Genomic DNA, 14,846 nt, shown 5'->3' with positions numbered 1-14,846 from the left:
ATGTTCCCCTTGAGCCGTCAGATCGGCATTATGCCTGAAACGGGTTGTGAACAAGGATCGTGTCGTCGCGCTCCGGGCTGGTCGACAGCACCGACACCGGACAACCGATCAGCTCTTCCACGCGCCGCACGTACTTCACGGCCTCGGCCGGCAGGTCGGCCCACGAGCGGGCGCCGGCAGTGGAGTCCTGCCAGCCTTCCATGGTCTCGTAGATGGGCTCGGCCCGGGCCTGCGCCCCGCTTTCCGCCGGCAGATAGTCGATTTCCTTACCGTCAACCTTGTAGCCGACGCAGACTTTCAACTCGTTAAAGCCGTCGAGCACGTCGAGCTTGGTGAGGGCGATGCCGTGGATGCCGCAGGTGCGCACGGTCTGGCGCACCAGCACCGCATCGAACCAGCCGCAGCGGCGGGCGCGTCCGGTGACGACGCCGAATTCGTGGCCCTTGGTGCCCAGCGTCTTGCCCACTTCGTCGAGAAGCTCGGTGGGGAAGGGGCCTTCGCCCACGCGGGTGGTGTAGGCCTTGGTGATGCCCAGCACGTAGTCAAGCGCGCCCGGGCCGATGCCGGTGCCGCTCGCCGCCGATCCTGCCACCGTGTTGGACGAGGTTACGTAGGGATACGTGCCGTGGTCGATGTCGAGCAGCGCGCCCTGCGCGCCCTCGAACAGGATCTTCTTGCCGTCGCGGCGCGCCTTGTCGAGCAGCTCCCACACCCGGTCCATGAAGGGCAGGACCCGGGGGGCCAGCGCCATCAGCTCGGCGACCAGCGACGCACCGTCCACCTCCGCCATGCCGAGGCCGCGGCGGATGAGGTTGTGGTGGGTGAGGAGGCGATCCACCTTGGCCGGCAGGGTCGCCGGGTCGGTCAGGTCCACGAGGCGGATGGCGCGACGGCCAACCTTGTCCTCATAGGCCGGGCCGATGCCGCGCTTGGTGGTGCCGATGCGGGCGCCTTCCGCCGTGGCGCTTTCGCGCAGGGCGTCCAGCTCGCGGTGCAGCGGCAGGATCAGCGGCACGGTCTCCGCGATGCGGAGCCGGTCGGGACCGATCTCGATGCCCTGGGCGGCAAGACGCGCCAGTTCGTCCACCAGCGCCTGCGGGTCGAGCACGACACCGTTGCCGATCACCGACAGCTTGCCGGGACGCACCACGCCGGACGGCAGGAGGGACAGTTTATAGGTGACGCCGCCGACGACCAGCGTATGGCCGGCATTGTGGCCCCCCTGGAAGCGGACGACGACGTCCGCCTGCTCGGAGAGCCAATCGACGATCTTGCCCTTGCCTTCGTCGCCCCACTGAGAGCCGACCACGACCACATTGGCCACGCGGTGGTGCCTCCTGAACCCGGCGCGGGTGGTTCGGACCTTCGACCGCGCGCACAAAGGAAAGCCCCGGCTCAGGTCCGGGGCGTTACCAAAGCGTCTTACGGGATCGGGGCTTGAGAGGCAAGGTTTGCGCGGCGGGGGCGGCCGCCGGGCGACGTTCCGTCAACGGTATCGGCGGGAGATGCCGGAGGGGCCGCCCTTTGGCGGCGTTGGCGGGCGGCCCCGGTTCGTGCTCTACCTTCCCCGATGAAGACTCCCCGCAGCGCTCCCGCCTCCTCCCGCCGCCCCGGCGGCAGCCCCAAGCCCGTTGCCGCCCCCCCCGGATTGTCCGCGCGTGCCGTCGCGGTCGACGCTCTGGAAGCCGTGCTGCGGCAGGGCGCCGCGCTGGAAGAGGCGCTGGACGGCCCGGCGCTCGAGCCGCGCGACCGGGCGCTCGCCTATCGCATCGTCGCCACCGCCTTGCGGCGGCTCGGGACGCTCCGCACCGTGCTCGGCAAGCTGATGGAGCGCGGCTTTCCCAAGTCGGCGCCGCGGCTGGAATCGGTCCTGCTCGCCGGTGCGACGCAGATCCTGTTCATGGACGTGCCGAGCCATGCGGCGGTGGGTCTCAGCGTGGACCTCGCCCGCGCCGACCGCTCCACCGTGGGCTTTGCCGGCCTCGTCAACGCCGTGCTGCGCCGGGTGGCGCGGGAGGGCGAGGCGCTGATGGTCGGGGTCGATCCCGATTTCGCCGACACGCCCGACTGGCTGCGCCAGCGCTGGATCAAGGCCTATGGCGCCGAGACCGCGCGCGCCATGGCCACCATGCACCGGGTGGAGCCGCCCCTCGACATCACCGTGAAGACCGACCCCGAAGGCTGGGCGGGCAAGCTCTCGGGCGAGGTGCTGCCCACCGGCACGGTGCGCATCCTCCAGGCCGGGCCGGTGCGGGCGCTGCCCGGTTTCGCGGAGGGCGAATGGTGGGTGCAGGACGCCGCCGCCGCCCTTCCGGCCCGGCTGCTCGGCAAAGTGGACGGGCTGAAGGTGGCGGACCTGTGCGCCGCCCCCGGCGGCAAGACGGCGCAGCTGGTCGCCGCCGGTGCGCAGGTGACGGCGGTGGATCGCTCCGGCGCGCGCCTCACCCGGCTGCGGGACAATCTGGCGCGGCTCGGCCTCGCCGCGACCGTGGTGGAAGGCGACGCCGCGACCTTCGCCGGCGGTCCGTTCGATGCGGTGCTGCTCGACGCGCCCTGCTCGGCCACCGGCACCCTGCGCCGGCATCCGGACATCGCGGTGTCCAAGCGGCCGTCCGACATCCCGACCCTCGCCACGCTGCAGGCGCGGCTGCTCGATCACGCCATCGACCTCGTGAAGCCCGGCGGCCTCGTCGTCTATTCCACCTGTTCGCTGGAGCCGGAGGAGGGTGAGGCGCAGGTGGAGCGGCTTCTGGCCGCCCGAAAGGACGTGGAACGGGAGCCGCTTCGCGCCGGAGAGGTGGACGGCCTCGATTTGTTCATAACTCCTCAAGGGGATGTGCGCACTCTTCCAAGTCACTGGATGCGGGGGGAGGCGGAGCGGTCGGGACTCGACGGCTTCTTCGCCGCCCGGCTGCGGCGCAAGGGAAGCCCCGGAGGCTGACCCGCGCCCCGGCCTCCCGCAAGGGCTAGAGGCTGGTGAAGACAGGCGCATGGGTATCTGGAATGGATCGGCGGGCCCGCTGCAGGCCGTGGCCAGAAATCTGGTCGGCACGCTGGCCGGAAAGGGCCACGCCCACACGCCGGGAGGCGCCGTGAGCCGAGGCGGGCTGCGAGAGCGCACGCAACTGGCGACCCTCCTGGTGGAGCTCTGGTCGCAGACGGTGCTCGCGCGCATTGGCGGCCGCGCCGTGCCGCTCGGCTATGTGCCTGTACCGGTCCCCGAACGCCTTCTCATCGCGCCCCAGGACCTGAGGACCGGCGACGCCACCGTCGCCAGCGAAATCTATTCCGGCCGCTTCGCCTTCGCCGGCAAGGTGATGGCGCTCGATGGCCGCACCGTATTCGAGCTGGTGCCGCCCTCCGTGGAATGGGCGGAGGCGCTGCACGGCTTCGGCTGGCTGCGGCACCTAAAAGCCGCCAACACCACCATTGCCCGGGCCAATGCCCGTGCCCTCGTCGGCGACTTCATCCGCGATCCCGGCAAGGCCAAGGCGGTGGCGGCGCGCCCGGACGTGGCGGCGCGGCGCATCATCTCCTGGCTCACCCAGGCGACCTTCCTGCTGCAGGACGCCGATCACGATTTCTACCGCCGCTTCATGCGCTCGCTGGCGAAGCAGGTGCGCCAGCTGCGCCGCATGGCGAGCGATGCGCCGGACGGCTATCCCCGCCTTATCGCGGTCGTGGCGCTGGTGTTCGCCGGGCTGTGCATGTCCGACCAGCCGCGCCTCCTGAAGGCGGCGCAGAAGCGCCTCGCCGAGGAGCTGGACCGGCAGATTCTGCCGGATGGCGGCCCGCTGACCCGTAATCCCGGCATGCTCATCGAGCTGCTGCTGGACCTTCTGCCGCTGCGCCAGGCCTTCACCGCCCGCAACCAGCAGGCCCCGGCTGCGCTGATGAATGCGGTGGACCGCATGATGCCCATGCTGCGCTTCTTCCGGCACGGCGACGGCGCCTTCGCGCATTTCCACGGCATGGGCCACACGGCGGCGGACCAGCTCGCCACCATCCTCGCCTTCGACGATGCGCGCGGCGCGCCGGTGGCGAACGCCCCCTATTCCGGCTACCAGCGGCTCGACGCCCGCTCGCTGATGCTGATCGCCGACACCGGCCCGCCGCCCCCCGCCGTGGCGAGCTGGGAGGCGCATGCGAGCTGCCTCGCCTTTGAATTCTCCTCGGCCCGCCAGCGCATTGTTATCAATTGCGGCGTGCCGGAAGTGCATCGCGAGATGTGGCGGCAGGTGGCCCGCTCCACGGCGGCGCATTCCACGGCGGTGATCGCCGACACCTCCTCCTGCCGCTTCCTGCAGGGCGGCTCCATGACGCGCATCTTCGGCGCGCCCATCGTCGCCGGCCCCAAGCATGTGGAGGTGCAGCGCGGCACGCGGAACAACGCGCTGCTGCTGCGCGCCAGCCATGACGGCTATGCCGAGGCGTTCAACCTCCTGCACCAGCGCTCCTGGCGGCTGGCGCTGGAGGGCAACCGGCTCGACGGAGAGGACATCTTCAAGCCGGTGGACGAAAGCGGCGCGCTGCCGGCGGAGACCTTCGCCATTCGCTTCCACCTGCACCCGTCTGTGACGGTGGAGCGGCTGGACGATCCCCATACCGCCTTGCTCAGCCTGCCCAACGGCGAGGCCTGGGCGTTTGCCGCGCCGCATCTGCCCCTGGTGGTGGAAGAGAGCGTGGACCTCGCCGCCAGCGGCGGGCCGCGCCGCACCTCCCAGCTGGTGCTCACGGGCGAAGTCGCCCGCACGCCGCGCGTCATCTGGACCTTCGTGCGCACCCGGGAAGCCCAGAGCGTGCCGCCGGTGCGGCCGGGCCGGGGCTGAGGCCCCGACCGATCCCTCCCAGCATCACCCCCACGGCCCTCGGCGCGGCTGCGCCGGGGCCGGGCCGGGGGCGGTGAAGCCGCCGCCGCCCATCCGCTGGGACAGGTCGCGCAGGGCCGCGATGCGGTTCTCCACCGCCGGATGGGTGGAGAAGAGATTGTCCATCCGCGCCCCGGAGAGGGGATTGATGATGAACATGTGTGCAGTCGCGGGGTTCGCTTCTGCCTCATAGTTCGGCACCTGATGCGCCTCGCCGGAGATCTTTGCCAGCGCCGAGGCGAGCGCCATGGGCCGCCCCAGTATCTCCGCACCGCCCCGATCGGCCTCGTATTCGCGGGAGCGGGAGATGGCCATCTGCACCAGCATGGCGGCGAGCGGCGCCAGGAACACCATCAGGATGGTGCCGATGAAGCCGAAGGGATTGTTATTGTCCCGATTGCCGCCGCCGAACAGCATGCCGAAATTCGCCAGCATGGAGATGGCGCCGGCGATGGTCGCCGTGATCGTCATGGTGAGGGTATCGTAGTGCTTGATGTGCGCCAGCTCGTGCGCCATCACGCCCGCCACTTCCTCGGGGGTCAGCGTCTGCAACAGGCCGGTGGTGGCGGCGACCGCGGCGTTCTGCGGATTGCGCCCGGTGGCGAAGGCGTTGGGCTGGGGGTTGTCCATGATGAACACCCGCGGCATGGGCAGATCCGCCCGCCGCGCCAGCTCCCGCACCATGCCGACGAACTCCGGCGCGGTGCGCTCATCCACCTCCCGCGCGCCGTACATGCGCAGGACCATCTTGTCCGCATTCCAGTAGCTGAACAGGTTCATGCCTGCCGCCACCACGAATGCGATCATCATTCCGCCGCGTCCGCCGAGGGCAAAGCCCACGGCCATGAACAGGGCGGTCATGCCGGCGAGCAGGATCGCCGTCTTCAGGTGATTCATCCATCCCTCCCGGTGCCGCGCACAGGACGCGGACCTTGGACTAGAGGATGGGAAGGCATGGCGCCCCGTTCAAGGGCGGGCATGCCGCAACGGCAGATCGGCGCTGTGCGCCCCGCCGTTCAAATGTCGCGCATGAGGCGGTCGGCGGCCACGCACTTCCAGCGGCCGATCTGCCACTGCGGGTGACTCTCGCTCCACTGCGCGATGGCCTGCTGGGAGGACATCATGCAGGTCATGGGCGCGCTCGCTTCCATGGAGAAGCTGAGCTTCTCCTCCCGGCAGGTGGCCGGAGCACTGATGAGGCAGGCATAAAGAACAATGAACATGACCAGGGTTCCTGAGATCGGCGCTGCGTGCCACTCCCCTGCTTCCGTCCCTCTGCGACAAACCTTCGCTCGCCTTTTACGAAGTACTGACCTGGCAGGCTGCCTTCTCCCGGGCAATCTGTGCAAAAATTAAGAAGCAAGTCAGGTGCCAACAGGAATGTTTGGCAAGCTTGTCCGGGAAGATTGGTATTAAACAACCGCAATACTTCCGGCCACATTTTGCCGATCACGCCCGGCGCGCGCCCGCCCGATGCCGCCCCCAAGGGCAGGTCACGGTCCTTCCCGGGCGCCGCCCGCCGGGCGTTCCGCACGCGTTTTGCCGGCCAATTTTTCACGCTGCGCCGCGGCATGGATTCGCGGCCGCGGCGGCTTGCAGGCGAGCCTCCGCGCGGCTAGGCTCCGCGCGCTATCTGGTGAACCGGTTCGGCATTCCGCGCCGAGCGCTGACAACAAGGGTAGGCGGCATAGGACCGCCGTCCGGAACTGTCTTCGGGGGCGGTCATCCCTAGTCGATCTACGAGGGAGGACAGAAGGTGGCTAAGATTAGCAAGGTTCTGGTTGGTGAGGCGCTCGTCGGTGACGGCAACGAGGTGGCCCACATCGACCTCATCATCGGCCCGCGCGGCAGCGCGGCCGAGACGGCGTTCGTCACCAGCCTGACGAACAACAAGGATGGCTTCACGTCCCTCCTCGCGGTGCTCGCGCCGAACCTGCCCTGCAAGCCCAACACCGTGATGTTCAACAAGGTGACCATCAAGGACGCCCGGCAGGCCGTGCAGATGTTCGGCCCCGCCCAGTACGGCGTCGCCAAGGCGGTGCAGGACTCGGTCGCGGAAGGCGTGATCCCGGTCGAGGAAGCCGACGACCTCTTCATCTGCGTGGGTGTGTTCATCCACTGGGAAGCGGCCGACGACGCCAAGATCCAGCAGTACAACTACGAGGCGACCAAGCTCTCGATCGCGCGCGCCGTGGCCGGTACCCCCACCGCCAAGGAAGCGACCGACAAGCGCAACGAAGCCAAGCACCCCTTCGCGGCCTAGAGCGGAAACCACCCTGGACAGAGCGGCAACCCTCCGCCCATGCCGAAGGGTCTGCTCCAGCGGTTGGCCGCAATCTTTCTGCGATAGAGGCCAAAAGAACGACGACCGGCGGGTTCCCCGCCGGTCGTTTTCGTTTCGGTGGATCTTGCGGCGGGTTCCCCGCCAGTCGTTTTCGTTTCAGGGGCGCTTGCCGGGGAACGCGCGCGTCAGGGCGTCCGGCGCAGGAAGAGGCCGAAGGCGCGCGGGCCGTCGCCCACTTCGAGGGTCGAGACCACCTTCAGGGTCTGCGTGTCGATCACGCTCATGGAATTGTCGAACCAGTTCACCACATAGACTGCGCGCCCATCCTCCGAGGCGGCAATGCCCTCGGGATATTCGCCCACGGAAATGGTGGCGCGGGGCGCGAGGGTCGTGGTGTCGAACACGCTCACCGTCCCCGCATACTGGTTGGTCACGAAGGCGAGCGGGCCGGCCAGCGCCACCGCATAGGGCCTGTTGCCCACCTTCACCGTGCCGACCACCTTGCGCGCGGCGACATCGATGACGCTCACGTCGTCCGAGCCCACATTGGCCGTGTAGGCCGTGCGCCCATCTTCGGAGAGCGTGATGCCGAACGGGCGAGTGCCGACCTTGACGATGGCGACCCGCTCCAGCTTCGCCGCATCGATGATGGAGACCTGATCGTCGTCCCGATCGGCGCTGAGCACGAGGGCGCCATCTGGCGTCACCGCCACGCCGGAGGGGGAGGCGCCGGTGTGGGCGATACGCAGATCGTCGGGCCGGTCGGGATCCACCACCACGAGGCGCGACGAATACCAGTCCGCCACATAGACGGGCTTGCCGGAGGGCGCGACCGCGACGCCCAGCGGACCGCCGCCCACAGGGATGCGTTTCTCGACCTGCCGTGTGGCCGTATCGATCACCGACAGGGCCTTGCCCTCGGGGCTGGTGACGAAGGCGCGGCTTCCGTCCCGGCTCACGGCGATGCCGGCCGGCTCGCCGGGCACGGGAATGCGCGCGACGAGTTTAGGCGGGGCGGCGGCGCCATTGAGCGCCACCACCGCCACCTCATTGCCGGGCTGGTTCGTGATGAAGGCCTCCGCCGCGCCCGACGGCCGGGACGCGACGAGGAACGCAGCCGCCGCGGCGAAGCCCGCCACGACCGCCGCGCGCCGCAGCCGGGCCATCAGGAGCCCTTTTCGACCTTGGCCTTCAGGGCGTCGAGCCCGCCGCGATAGACCGCGGTCACGGCGGCGACGGCGGCCTCGTCGCTCAGTTCCGGCGGCGGATCGTTGTTGGGATAGCCGCGATAGAAGGCGCCGCGCCACTCCACCTTGGTATGGGTCGCGTCGACGGGAATGACTGCGATGGTGGAGGAATAGTTGGTCACCGGCAGCACTTTCACGTCCACCGCATTGATGCGGTAGGCATAGCTCTTCTGCTCCGGCTCGTACTTCACCAGCACCTCTTCGATGGTGCCGCCGCCCTTGAGGGTGAGCAGGCGCGTGGCATCGACTGCGTTGCCGCCCTTGCCTTCCTGCTTGTCGACGGCGGGATGCCAGCTCATGTCCTGGAAATTGGAGATCACGGCCCAGACCTTGTCAGCCGGCGCGTTGATCTCGACGCTCTCCGTCACCTTCTTGCGGGTGGGGCCGTGCGCGTCAGCGGCGAGCGGGATCATCGCGACCGCAAGCGCCGCCGCGGCGGCAATCATCTGCCTCATGGAAACGTTCCTCCAACACTGTTTGGTCAATGGTGAACGGGCCGGACGGCCGCGTCATTGGGAAAGCTCGGGCAGGCCCGGGGCAAAAATGCGGTTCTTCACCAGGTAGCGCACGCCGCGCATCCAGGATTCGTCGGTGTTGCCGCGGATATCCACCTGCCCGGCGCGCACCACCTTGGCGCTGCCCTCGACGCCCTTGAGGTCCACTTCGCGCACCTGCAGCTCGATGGACAGGATGAGGTTCGACACCTTGCGCACGACCCCCACCGCCTCGAGCCGCGCCCCGGCGTCGGCGGCGATCTCGTTCTCGCAGACATTGCACTTGAAGAAGGGGGAGGCCTCGTCGATGCGTGCGGCGAAGGGCTTGAGATCGACGGGCGTCAGCTGCCCGCTCTCCACGAGGAGGCGCACCAGCTCCGCATTGATGAGCTTGAGCCGTGCGTCCTGTTCCGCTTGGATGCTTTTGCTCTGGTCTGCCGTATCGTCAAATAACTCGAAGCCGAAGATGGCCACAGGGACGGGCGCGGCAAGGCTGCGGCCTGTCACGCCGAAAAATGTTGCGCCTGCGAAAAGAAGGGCAAAGACGAAACGAGCGCCGGACATCATCGGGAACCTTTGGCAGTCCGGAGCGTGTCACAGCCGCCCAGCCGCTGGCAAGGAGAGATCATCTTATTGTTTTCTTATGTCTATTCGGTTGCCGTTTTTGGCTGATGATGGCTACATCTTCCCCTCTCGACGACCCGGATCGACTGAGCCCCGATTGCCCATGAGCCTTGCCTGGCGTCTCGAATGGCCGCGGCTGCGTCGGCCCCGCCTGCTTCTCACCGCTGCTTGCGCCGTGCTGCTGAGCGCCGTGGGCGGTGTCGGGATGTCGCGGGCGCAGCAGCCGGCAGGCGGTGCCGCCCCGACCGCCGAAGCCGCCCAAACGACCGTGCCTGTGGAGCTGCGGCTCGGCCTTCTCACCCGCGAGGTTCCCCCGCCGCCGCTCTATGATCTGCTCGCCGTGCCGGCGGACGATGCGGTGGCCGGTGCCGAACTCGCCATCAAGGACAACAACACGACCGGCCAGTTCACCGGCCAGAGCTTTGCGCTGGAGCCGGTCACCCTGGCCGAGGACGAGGATGCGGGCGAGGCGGCGCGCAAGCTGGCGGATGGCGGCATCAAGCTTCTGGTCGTCAACCTGCCGGCGGCGGACCTTCTCAAGGTGGACGATGCGGTGAAGGGCAAGGGCGTCACCCTGTTCAACATCGGCGCCACCGACGATGCGCTGCGCGCCGAGCAGTGCCGGGCGGACGTCTTCCACGTCGCGCCCAGCCGGGCGATGCTGACGGATGCGCTGATGCAGTTCCTCGCCATGAAGCGCTGGACCAAGCTGTTCTTGATCGTCGGGCCGAACCCGGGCGACCAGCTCTATGCCGACGCGCTGCGCAAATCGGCGAAGAAGTTCGGGCTCAAGATCGTCGCCGACAAGCCGTGGACCTTCGGCCCGCTGGGGCGCGACCGCTCCGACAGCATCACCCGGTCCGATGCCCTCGTCTTCAGCCGGGGCGTGGATGCGGACGTGCTGGTGGTGGCGGACGAGGTCAATGATTTCGGCAATTACATCCCCTTCCGCACCTTCGAGCCCCGCCTCGTGGTGGGCACGCAGGGACTGACCGCGGGCACGTGGCATCCGGCACAGGATGCGTGGGGCTCGGCCCAATTGCAGAACCGCTTCCTGCGCGCCACGGGCCGCCCCATGCGCGCGACCGACTACCAGGCGTGGCTCGCCGTGCGCATGGTCGGCGAGGCCGCGACCCGCGCCAAGACGGCGGACCCGGTGGCGCTGGCGAAGTTCATGCGCTCGCCGGACTTCAGCCTCGCCGCCTTCAAGGGCGTGCCGGTGAGCGTACGGCCCTGGGACCAGCAGGTGCGCCAGCCCCTCCTCATCGCCCAGCCCCTCGGCATCGTCTCGGTGGCGCCGGAGGAGGGCTTTTTGCACCAGAAGACCCCGCTCGACACGCTTGGCGTGGACGAGCGCGAATCCAAATGCCGGCTGAACTGAAATGCCGGGACAAAGCGCGCGACAGGAATCGCGCCACACACGCCCGAATTCTGGAGGAAACCCGATGACCCCGACCGCCCTGCGCCGGCTCGTTGCCCTTCTCGCCGGAGCCGCTGCGCTGACGGCGGCGGATGCGGCCTCGGCCTATACGGTCTACGTCTCCAACGAGCGCGGCAATTCCATCACCGTCATCGATTCCACCACGCTGGAGGCCAAGCAGACGGTGAAGATCGGCCGCCGGCCGCGCGGCATCACCATGAGCCCGGACGGCAAGGTGCTGTTCCTGTGCGCCAGCGACGACCATGCGGTGCTGGCCATCGATCCCACAACGCTCAAGGTGATGCGCAAGCTGAAGTCCGGGCCGGACCCGGAACTCTTCGCGCTGCATCCCTCGGGCAATCCGCTCTACATCGCCAACGAGGACGACAACCAGGTCACGGTCCTCGACGTGGAGCAGAACAAGGTGGTGGCGCAGGTGCCGGTGGGCACCGAGCCGGAAGGCATGGCGGTGAGCCCGGACGGGACGACGCTGGTGGCGACCTCCGAAACCACCAGCATGGCCCACTTCATCGACACCAAGACCAACAAGATCGTCGCCAACGTGCTGGTGGACGCGCGCCCGCGCTTCGCCGAATTCTCCAAGGACGGCAAGCGTCTGTGGGTGTCGGCCGAGGTCGGCGGCACGGTGTCCGTGATCGATCCCGAGACGCGCAAGATCATCCACAAGGTCACGTTCCAGATCCCCGGCGTGTCCAAGGAGGCGATCCAGCCCGTGGGCGTGCGCCTGACCAAGGATGGCAAGACCGCCTTCGTCGCCCTGGGCCCGGCGAACCGCGTGGCGGTGGTGAATGCCGAGACCTTCGAGGTGCAGAAATATCTGCTCGTCGGTCAGCGCGTGTGGCAGCTCGCCTTCACCCCGGACGAGAAGCTGCTCTTCACCACCAACGGCAATTCCAACGACGTCTCGGTGATCGACGTTCAGGACCTCAAGGTGGTGAAGTCCATCAAGGTCGGCGGCGCGCCGTGGGGCGTGGTGGTCTCGCCGCAATGAGCGATGGCGTGCAGGTTCCGGCGCAAGGTCCGGCGCTCGCGATCGAGGCGGTGAGCCACGCCTTCGGCGCGCGCCGCGCGCTGGATGGCGTCTCGCTTACCGTGCCCGACGGCCGCTTCGTCGCGCTGCTGGGGCCGAACGGGGCGGGCAAGACCACGCTGTTCTCCCTGGCGACGCGGCTTTATGCGACGCGCGAGGGGCGGGTGCGCATCTTCGGCCACGACCTCTCCCGCGCGCCTTCCGCCGCTTTGGCGGAGCTGGGCGTGGTGTTCCAGAGCCGCACGCTCGATCTCGACCTGTCGGTCCGGCAGAACCTTGCCTATCACGGCGCGCTGCACGGCATGGCGGGGCGGGAGGTGAAGGCCCGCATCGGCGAGTTGCTGGCGCTGGTGGGGCTTGCCGACCGCATCGACGACAAGGTGCGCACCCTCTCGGGCGGCCAGTCGCGGCGGGTGGAGATCGCCCGCGCGCTCATCCACCGCCCCCGCCTGCTGCTGCTGGACGAGGCGACGGTGGGGCTCGATCTGCCCTCCCGCTCCGCCATCGTCGAGATCGTCAGGCGGCTTGTGGAGGAAGAAGGGCTCGCGGTGCTGTGGGCCACCCACATCTTCGACGAGGTGCGGGCCGACGATCTCATCTACGTGCTCGACAAGGGCCGCATCATCGCCCATGGCACCGCCCGCGAGGTGACCGGCGCGCATCTGAGGCCGGCGGAAGAGCGCGCGCCGGATGGCCCCACGGCGGCTTTGGAGGCCGCGTTCCGGGCCATGACGGCGGCGCGGTCGGAGGACGCGGCATGAGCGAGGCCAGCGTCGGAAAGAGACCCGCCGCGCCCGCGCGCCACCTCGGCCCCGCCGGCTATCTGGTGTGCATGTCCGGCATTGTCGGCCGCGAGCTGCTGCGCTTCGTGCAGCAGAAGGAGCGGTTCCTTTCGGCGCTGGTGCGGCCGCTGGTGTGGCTCTTCATCTTCGCCGCCGGCTTCCGCTCGACCCTCGGCGTCTCGATCATCCCGCCCTACGAGACCTATGTGCTCTACGAGGTCTATGTGACGCCCGGCCTCGCGGTGATGATCCAGCTGTTCAACGGCATGCAGTCGTCCCTTTCCATGGTCTACGACCGGGAGGTGGGCTCCATGCGGGTGCTGCTGACCAGCCCCTTCCCGCGCTGGTATCTGCTGTTGTCCAAGCTGGTGGCGGGGGTCAGCGTGTCGCTGGCGCAGGTCTATGTCTTCCTCGCCATCGCCCGGCTGTGGGAGGTGGACATCCCGCCCATGGGCTATCTCACCGCGCTGCCCGCCTTCATCCTCACCGGGCTGATGCTGGGGGCCATCGGGCTCGTCATCTCCTCGCTGATCCGGCAGCTGGAGAATTTCGCGAGCGTGATGAACTTCGTGATCTTCCCGATGTTCTTCGCATCGTCGGCGCTCTACCCGCTGTGGCGCATCCGCGATGCCAGCGAGACGCTCTACATCGTCTGCCTTCTCAACCCCTTCACCCATGCCGTGGAACTGGTGCGCAACGCGCTCTACGGCGCGTTCGAGCCGCAGGCCTTCACCGTCGTGTTCGGCACCACCATCGTCTTCTTCGCTCTCGCCGTCGTCGCCTACGATCCGGGCCGCGGCATCATGGGGCGGCGGGGCGGGCCAAAAGGAGAAGCCGCGTGATCCGTTCGCTTGCCGCCACCTCGGCCGCCCTCGCGGCAGCCGGTCTCCTGATGGCGTCGCCGCTGGCCGCCCAGCCGAAGAGCGATCCCGACTGGCCCTGCCCGCAGCGCAAGACGCCGGAGATCGACCTTGCGCAGGTGTGGAGCGGCCCGGACCCGGCCTCCGCCGGGAAATGGACCGACGACCAGGATGCCGCCGGCCTCGCGGTCAAGCTCGCCTCCCGCCGCACGCCGGCGAAGGAGTTCGGTCCCCTGCTCGACGGCTTCGTGAAGGAGGCTGGCGCCGAGGCGGACAAGGGGCTACTCCGGGTGATGGCCGGTGTCTACGAGATCATCAACGATCAGCGCAGTAGGCTCATCCACGGCATCGAGCGCTATGCCCGCGGCCAGCAGCGCCTCGCCGACCGCATCCGTGAGGAGGGCGACGCGCTGAGCAAGGCGCAGACCTCCATCACCGCGCCCGAGACCGCGGAGAGCCGCAAGCTCGACGAGCAGCTCAACTGGGACACCCGCATCTTCGACGAGCGCGCCAAGTCCCTCATCTATGTCTGCGAGACGCCGGTGCTGCTGGAGCAGCGGGCCTTCGACATCGGCCAGCAGATCCAGGCCCGGCTGAAGGCCAAGGGCGGCTGAGATAAGTCGGCTGAAGCGGGGAGGGCGCAGCCCCGTCGGCTATTCCAGCCCTTCCACGTGCCCGATGAAGGGCAGTTGCCGGAAGGCGTGGGCGACATCCATGCCGTAGCCGACCACGAACACGTCCGGGCAGGTGAAGCCGACGAAATCGGCTTCGATCTGCACCGCCCGCTTGCCCGGCTTCTCCAGCAGCACGCACACCAGCACCCGCCGCGCGCCGCGCGCCATCAGCAGGTCCTTGGCGAAGGCGAGGGTGCGGCCGGATTCCAGGATGTCGTCGATGAGCAGGACGTCGCGGTCGCGCACGTCGCTCTCCACGTCCTTCAGGATCTTCACCTGGCCGGAGGAGATGGTCGCCTCGCGATAGGAGGAGAGGTGCATGAATTCCACCTCCGGCGCGAGGCCGGACGTGTGCATGGCGCGCAGAAGATCGGCGGCGAAGATGAAGGAGCCCTTCAGCACCGCCACGGCGAGCAGCCGTTCCGGCGCGAACGCGGCGATCTCCACCGCCAGGGCGTGATTGCGCGCGGCGATGCGGTTCTCGTCATAGAGGACGCTGACGTTCGGCAGGTTCATGATCCCTCTTCGCCAGAGCGCGAGCG

General features: G+C 68.5%; 15 protein-coding genes. 8 read left to right on the top strand and 7 right to left on the bottom strand.

Annotated features, from left to right (window positions below; translation table 11 throughout):
- Positions 1-28: 28 nt before the first annotated feature.
- Positions 29-1,324, bottom strand: coding sequence for an adenylosuccinate synthase (locus FHT36_RS15355; protein WP_169123366.1), 1,296 nt, complete (start codon positions 1,322-1,324; stop codon positions 29-31).
- 246 nt (positions 1,325-1,570) lie between these two features.
- Between FHT36_RS15355 and FHT36_RS15350 the strand changes: the two genes are divergently transcribed.
- Positions 1,571-2,941 (top strand): transcription antitermination factor NusB, encoded by a 1,371-nt coding sequence (locus tag FHT36_RS15350; protein ID WP_169123365.1) that lies wholly within the window; start codon positions 1,571-1,573, stop codon positions 2,939-2,941.
- Between the two features lie 49 nt (positions 2,942-2,990).
- Positions 2,991-4,829, top strand: a complete 1,839-nt coding sequence (locus FHT36_RS15345) for a heparinase II/III family protein (RefSeq protein WP_169123364.1) — start codon at positions 2,991-2,993, stop codon at positions 4,827-4,829.
- 24 nt (positions 4,830-4,853) lie between these two features.
- On the opposite strand, the gene htpX is transcribed toward FHT36_RS15345, so the two are convergent.
- Both htpX and FHT36_RS15335 read right to left on the bottom strand, forming a co-directional pair.
- Positions 4,854-5,765: a zinc metalloprotease HtpX gene (htpX, locus tag FHT36_RS15340; protein WP_169123363.1), complete on the bottom strand. Its 912-nt coding sequence runs from the start codon at positions 5,763-5,765 to the stop codon at positions 4,854-4,856.
- A 119-nt stretch (positions 5,766-5,884) separates the two neighbouring features.
- Positions 5,885-6,091 carry a hypothetical protein gene (locus tag FHT36_RS15335; RefSeq protein ID WP_024276641.1) on the bottom strand — a complete coding sequence of 69 codons (207 nt, stop codon included), beginning with the start codon at positions 6,089-6,091 and terminating at the stop codon, positions 5,885-5,887.
- Positions 6,092-6,624: 533 nt separating this feature from the next.
- Here FHT36_RS15335 and fae point away from each other — a divergent pair.
- Positions 6,625-7,131, top strand: a complete 507-nt coding sequence (gene fae, locus FHT36_RS15330; RefSeq protein ID WP_169123362.1) for a formaldehyde-activating enzyme — start codon at positions 6,625-6,627, stop codon at positions 7,129-7,131.
- Positions 7,132-7,337: 206 nt separating this feature from the next.
- On the opposite strand, the gene FHT36_RS15325 is transcribed toward fae, so the two are convergent.
- The 3 genes from FHT36_RS15325 to FHT36_RS15315 are packed head-to-tail and all read right to left on the bottom strand — an operon-like array spanning position 7,338 to position 9,400.
- The gene (locus tag FHT36_RS15325; RefSeq protein WP_169123361.1) at positions 7,338-8,318 is read right to left on the bottom strand and encodes a cytochrome D1 domain-containing protein; all 981 of its coding nucleotides are present in this window, start codon (positions 8,316-8,318) and stop codon (positions 7,338-7,340) included.
- Complete coding sequence (locus FHT36_RS15320; protein ID WP_169123360.1) at positions 8,318-8,854, bottom strand: SRPBCC family protein; 537 nt, start codon at positions 8,852-8,854, stop codon at positions 8,318-8,320. The genes FHT36_RS15325 and FHT36_RS15320 overlap by 1 nt, the downstream gene beginning before the upstream one ends.
- Before the next feature lie 54 nt (positions 8,855-8,908).
- Positions 8,909-9,400 (bottom strand): DUF3280 domain-containing protein, encoded by a 492-nt coding sequence (locus FHT36_RS15315; RefSeq protein WP_169123359.1) that lies wholly within the window; start codon positions 9,398-9,400, stop codon positions 8,909-8,911.
- A gap of 220 nt (positions 9,401-9,620) precedes the next feature.
- On the opposite strand from FHT36_RS15315, the gene FHT36_RS15310 reads away from it, so the two are divergent.
- The 5 genes from FHT36_RS15310 (at position 9,621) to FHT36_RS15290 (ending at position 14,244) form a co-directional block, all read left to right on the top strand.
- The gene (locus FHT36_RS15310; protein WP_169123358.1) at positions 9,621-10,898 is read left to right on the top strand and encodes an ABC transporter substrate-binding protein; all 1,278 of its coding nucleotides are present in this window, start codon (positions 9,621-9,623) and stop codon (positions 10,896-10,898) included.
- 64 nt (positions 10,899-10,962) lie between these two features.
- The gene (locus FHT36_RS15305) at positions 10,963-11,949 is read left to right on the top strand and encodes a YVTN family beta-propeller repeat protein (protein WP_169123357.1); all 987 of its coding nucleotides are present in this window, start codon (positions 10,963-10,965) and stop codon (positions 11,947-11,949) included.
- Entirely contained in the window at positions 11,946-12,749 is an 804-nt protein-coding gene (locus FHT36_RS15300) for an ABC transporter ATP-binding protein (RefSeq protein WP_169123356.1), read from the top strand. The genes FHT36_RS15305 and FHT36_RS15300 overlap by 4 nt, the downstream gene beginning before the upstream one ends.
- Positions 12,746-13,612, top strand: a complete 867-nt coding sequence (locus FHT36_RS15295) for an ABC transporter permease (protein WP_169123355.1) — start codon at positions 12,746-12,748, stop codon at positions 13,610-13,612. Before FHT36_RS15300 ends, FHT36_RS15295 begins: the two co-directional genes overlap by 4 nt.
- Positions 13,609-14,244: a hypothetical protein gene (locus FHT36_RS15290; protein ID WP_169123354.1), complete on the top strand. Its 636-nt coding sequence runs from the start codon at positions 13,609-13,611 to the stop codon at positions 14,242-14,244. Before FHT36_RS15295 ends, FHT36_RS15290 begins: the two co-directional genes overlap by 4 nt.
- A gap of 39 nt (positions 14,245-14,283) precedes the next feature.
- On the opposite strand, the gene hpt is transcribed toward FHT36_RS15290, so the two are convergent.
- Positions 14,284-14,820 carry a hypoxanthine phosphoribosyltransferase gene (gene hpt, locus FHT36_RS15285; protein WP_169123353.1) on the bottom strand — a complete coding sequence of 179 codons (537 nt, stop codon included), beginning with the start codon at positions 14,818-14,820 and terminating at the stop codon, positions 14,284-14,286.
- Between the last annotated feature and the right edge of the window lie 26 nt (positions 14,821-14,846).

This window comes from Xanthobacter sp. SG618 (genome assembly GCF_012932745.1).
GTDB classification, from domain to species: Bacteria; Pseudomonadota; Alphaproteobacteria; order Rhizobiales; family Xanthobacteraceae; genus Xanthobacter; species Xanthobacter flavus.
The sequence above is the reverse complement of the archived record's forward strand: the minus strand, read 5'-3'. Positions and strand labels throughout refer to the sequence as shown.

What these genes read in the sequence shown, in the direction of transcription:
- FHT36_RS15350 (WP_169123365.1), top strand. Translation starts at nt 1,571, where the DNA reads ATGAAGACTCCCCGCAGCGCTCCCGCCTCCTCCCGCCGCCCCGGCGGC.
- FHT36_RS15345 (WP_169123364.1), top strand. Translation starts at nt 2,991, where the DNA reads ATGGGTATCTGGAATGGATCGGCGGGCCCGCTGCAGGCCGTGGCCAGA.
- htpX (WP_169123363.1), bottom strand. Translation starts at nt 5,765, where the DNA reads ATGAATCACCTGAAGACGGCGATCCTGCTCGCCGGCATGACCGCCCTG.
- FHT36_RS15335 (WP_024276641.1), bottom strand. Translation starts at nt 6,091, where the DNA reads ATGTTCATTGTTCTTTATGCCTGCCTCATCAGTGCTCCGGCCACCTGC.
- FHT36_RS15325 (WP_169123361.1), bottom strand. Translation starts at nt 8,318, where the DNA reads ATGGCCCGGCTGCGGCGCGCGGCGGTCGTGGCGGGCTTCGCCGCGGCG.
- FHT36_RS15320 (WP_169123360.1), bottom strand. Translation starts at nt 8,854, where the DNA reads ATGAGGCAGATGATTGCCGCCGCGGCGGCGCTTGCGGTCGCGATGATC.
- FHT36_RS15310 (WP_169123358.1), top strand. Translation starts at nt 9,621, where the DNA reads ATGAGCCTTGCCTGGCGTCTCGAATGGCCGCGGCTGCGTCGGCCCCGC.
- FHT36_RS15305 (WP_169123357.1), top strand. Translation starts at nt 10,963, where the DNA reads ATGACCCCGACCGCCCTGCGCCGGCTCGTTGCCCTTCTCGCCGGAGCC.
- FHT36_RS15300 (WP_169123356.1), top strand. Translation starts at nt 11,946, where the DNA reads ATGAGCGATGGCGTGCAGGTTCCGGCGCAAGGTCCGGCGCTCGCGATC.
- FHT36_RS15295 (WP_169123355.1), top strand. Translation starts at nt 12,746, where the DNA reads ATGAGCGAGGCCAGCGTCGGAAAGAGACCCGCCGCGCCCGCGCGCCAC.
- hpt (WP_169123353.1), bottom strand. Translation starts at nt 14,820, where the DNA reads ATGAACCTGCCGAACGTCAGCGTCCTCTATGACGAGAACCGCATCGCC.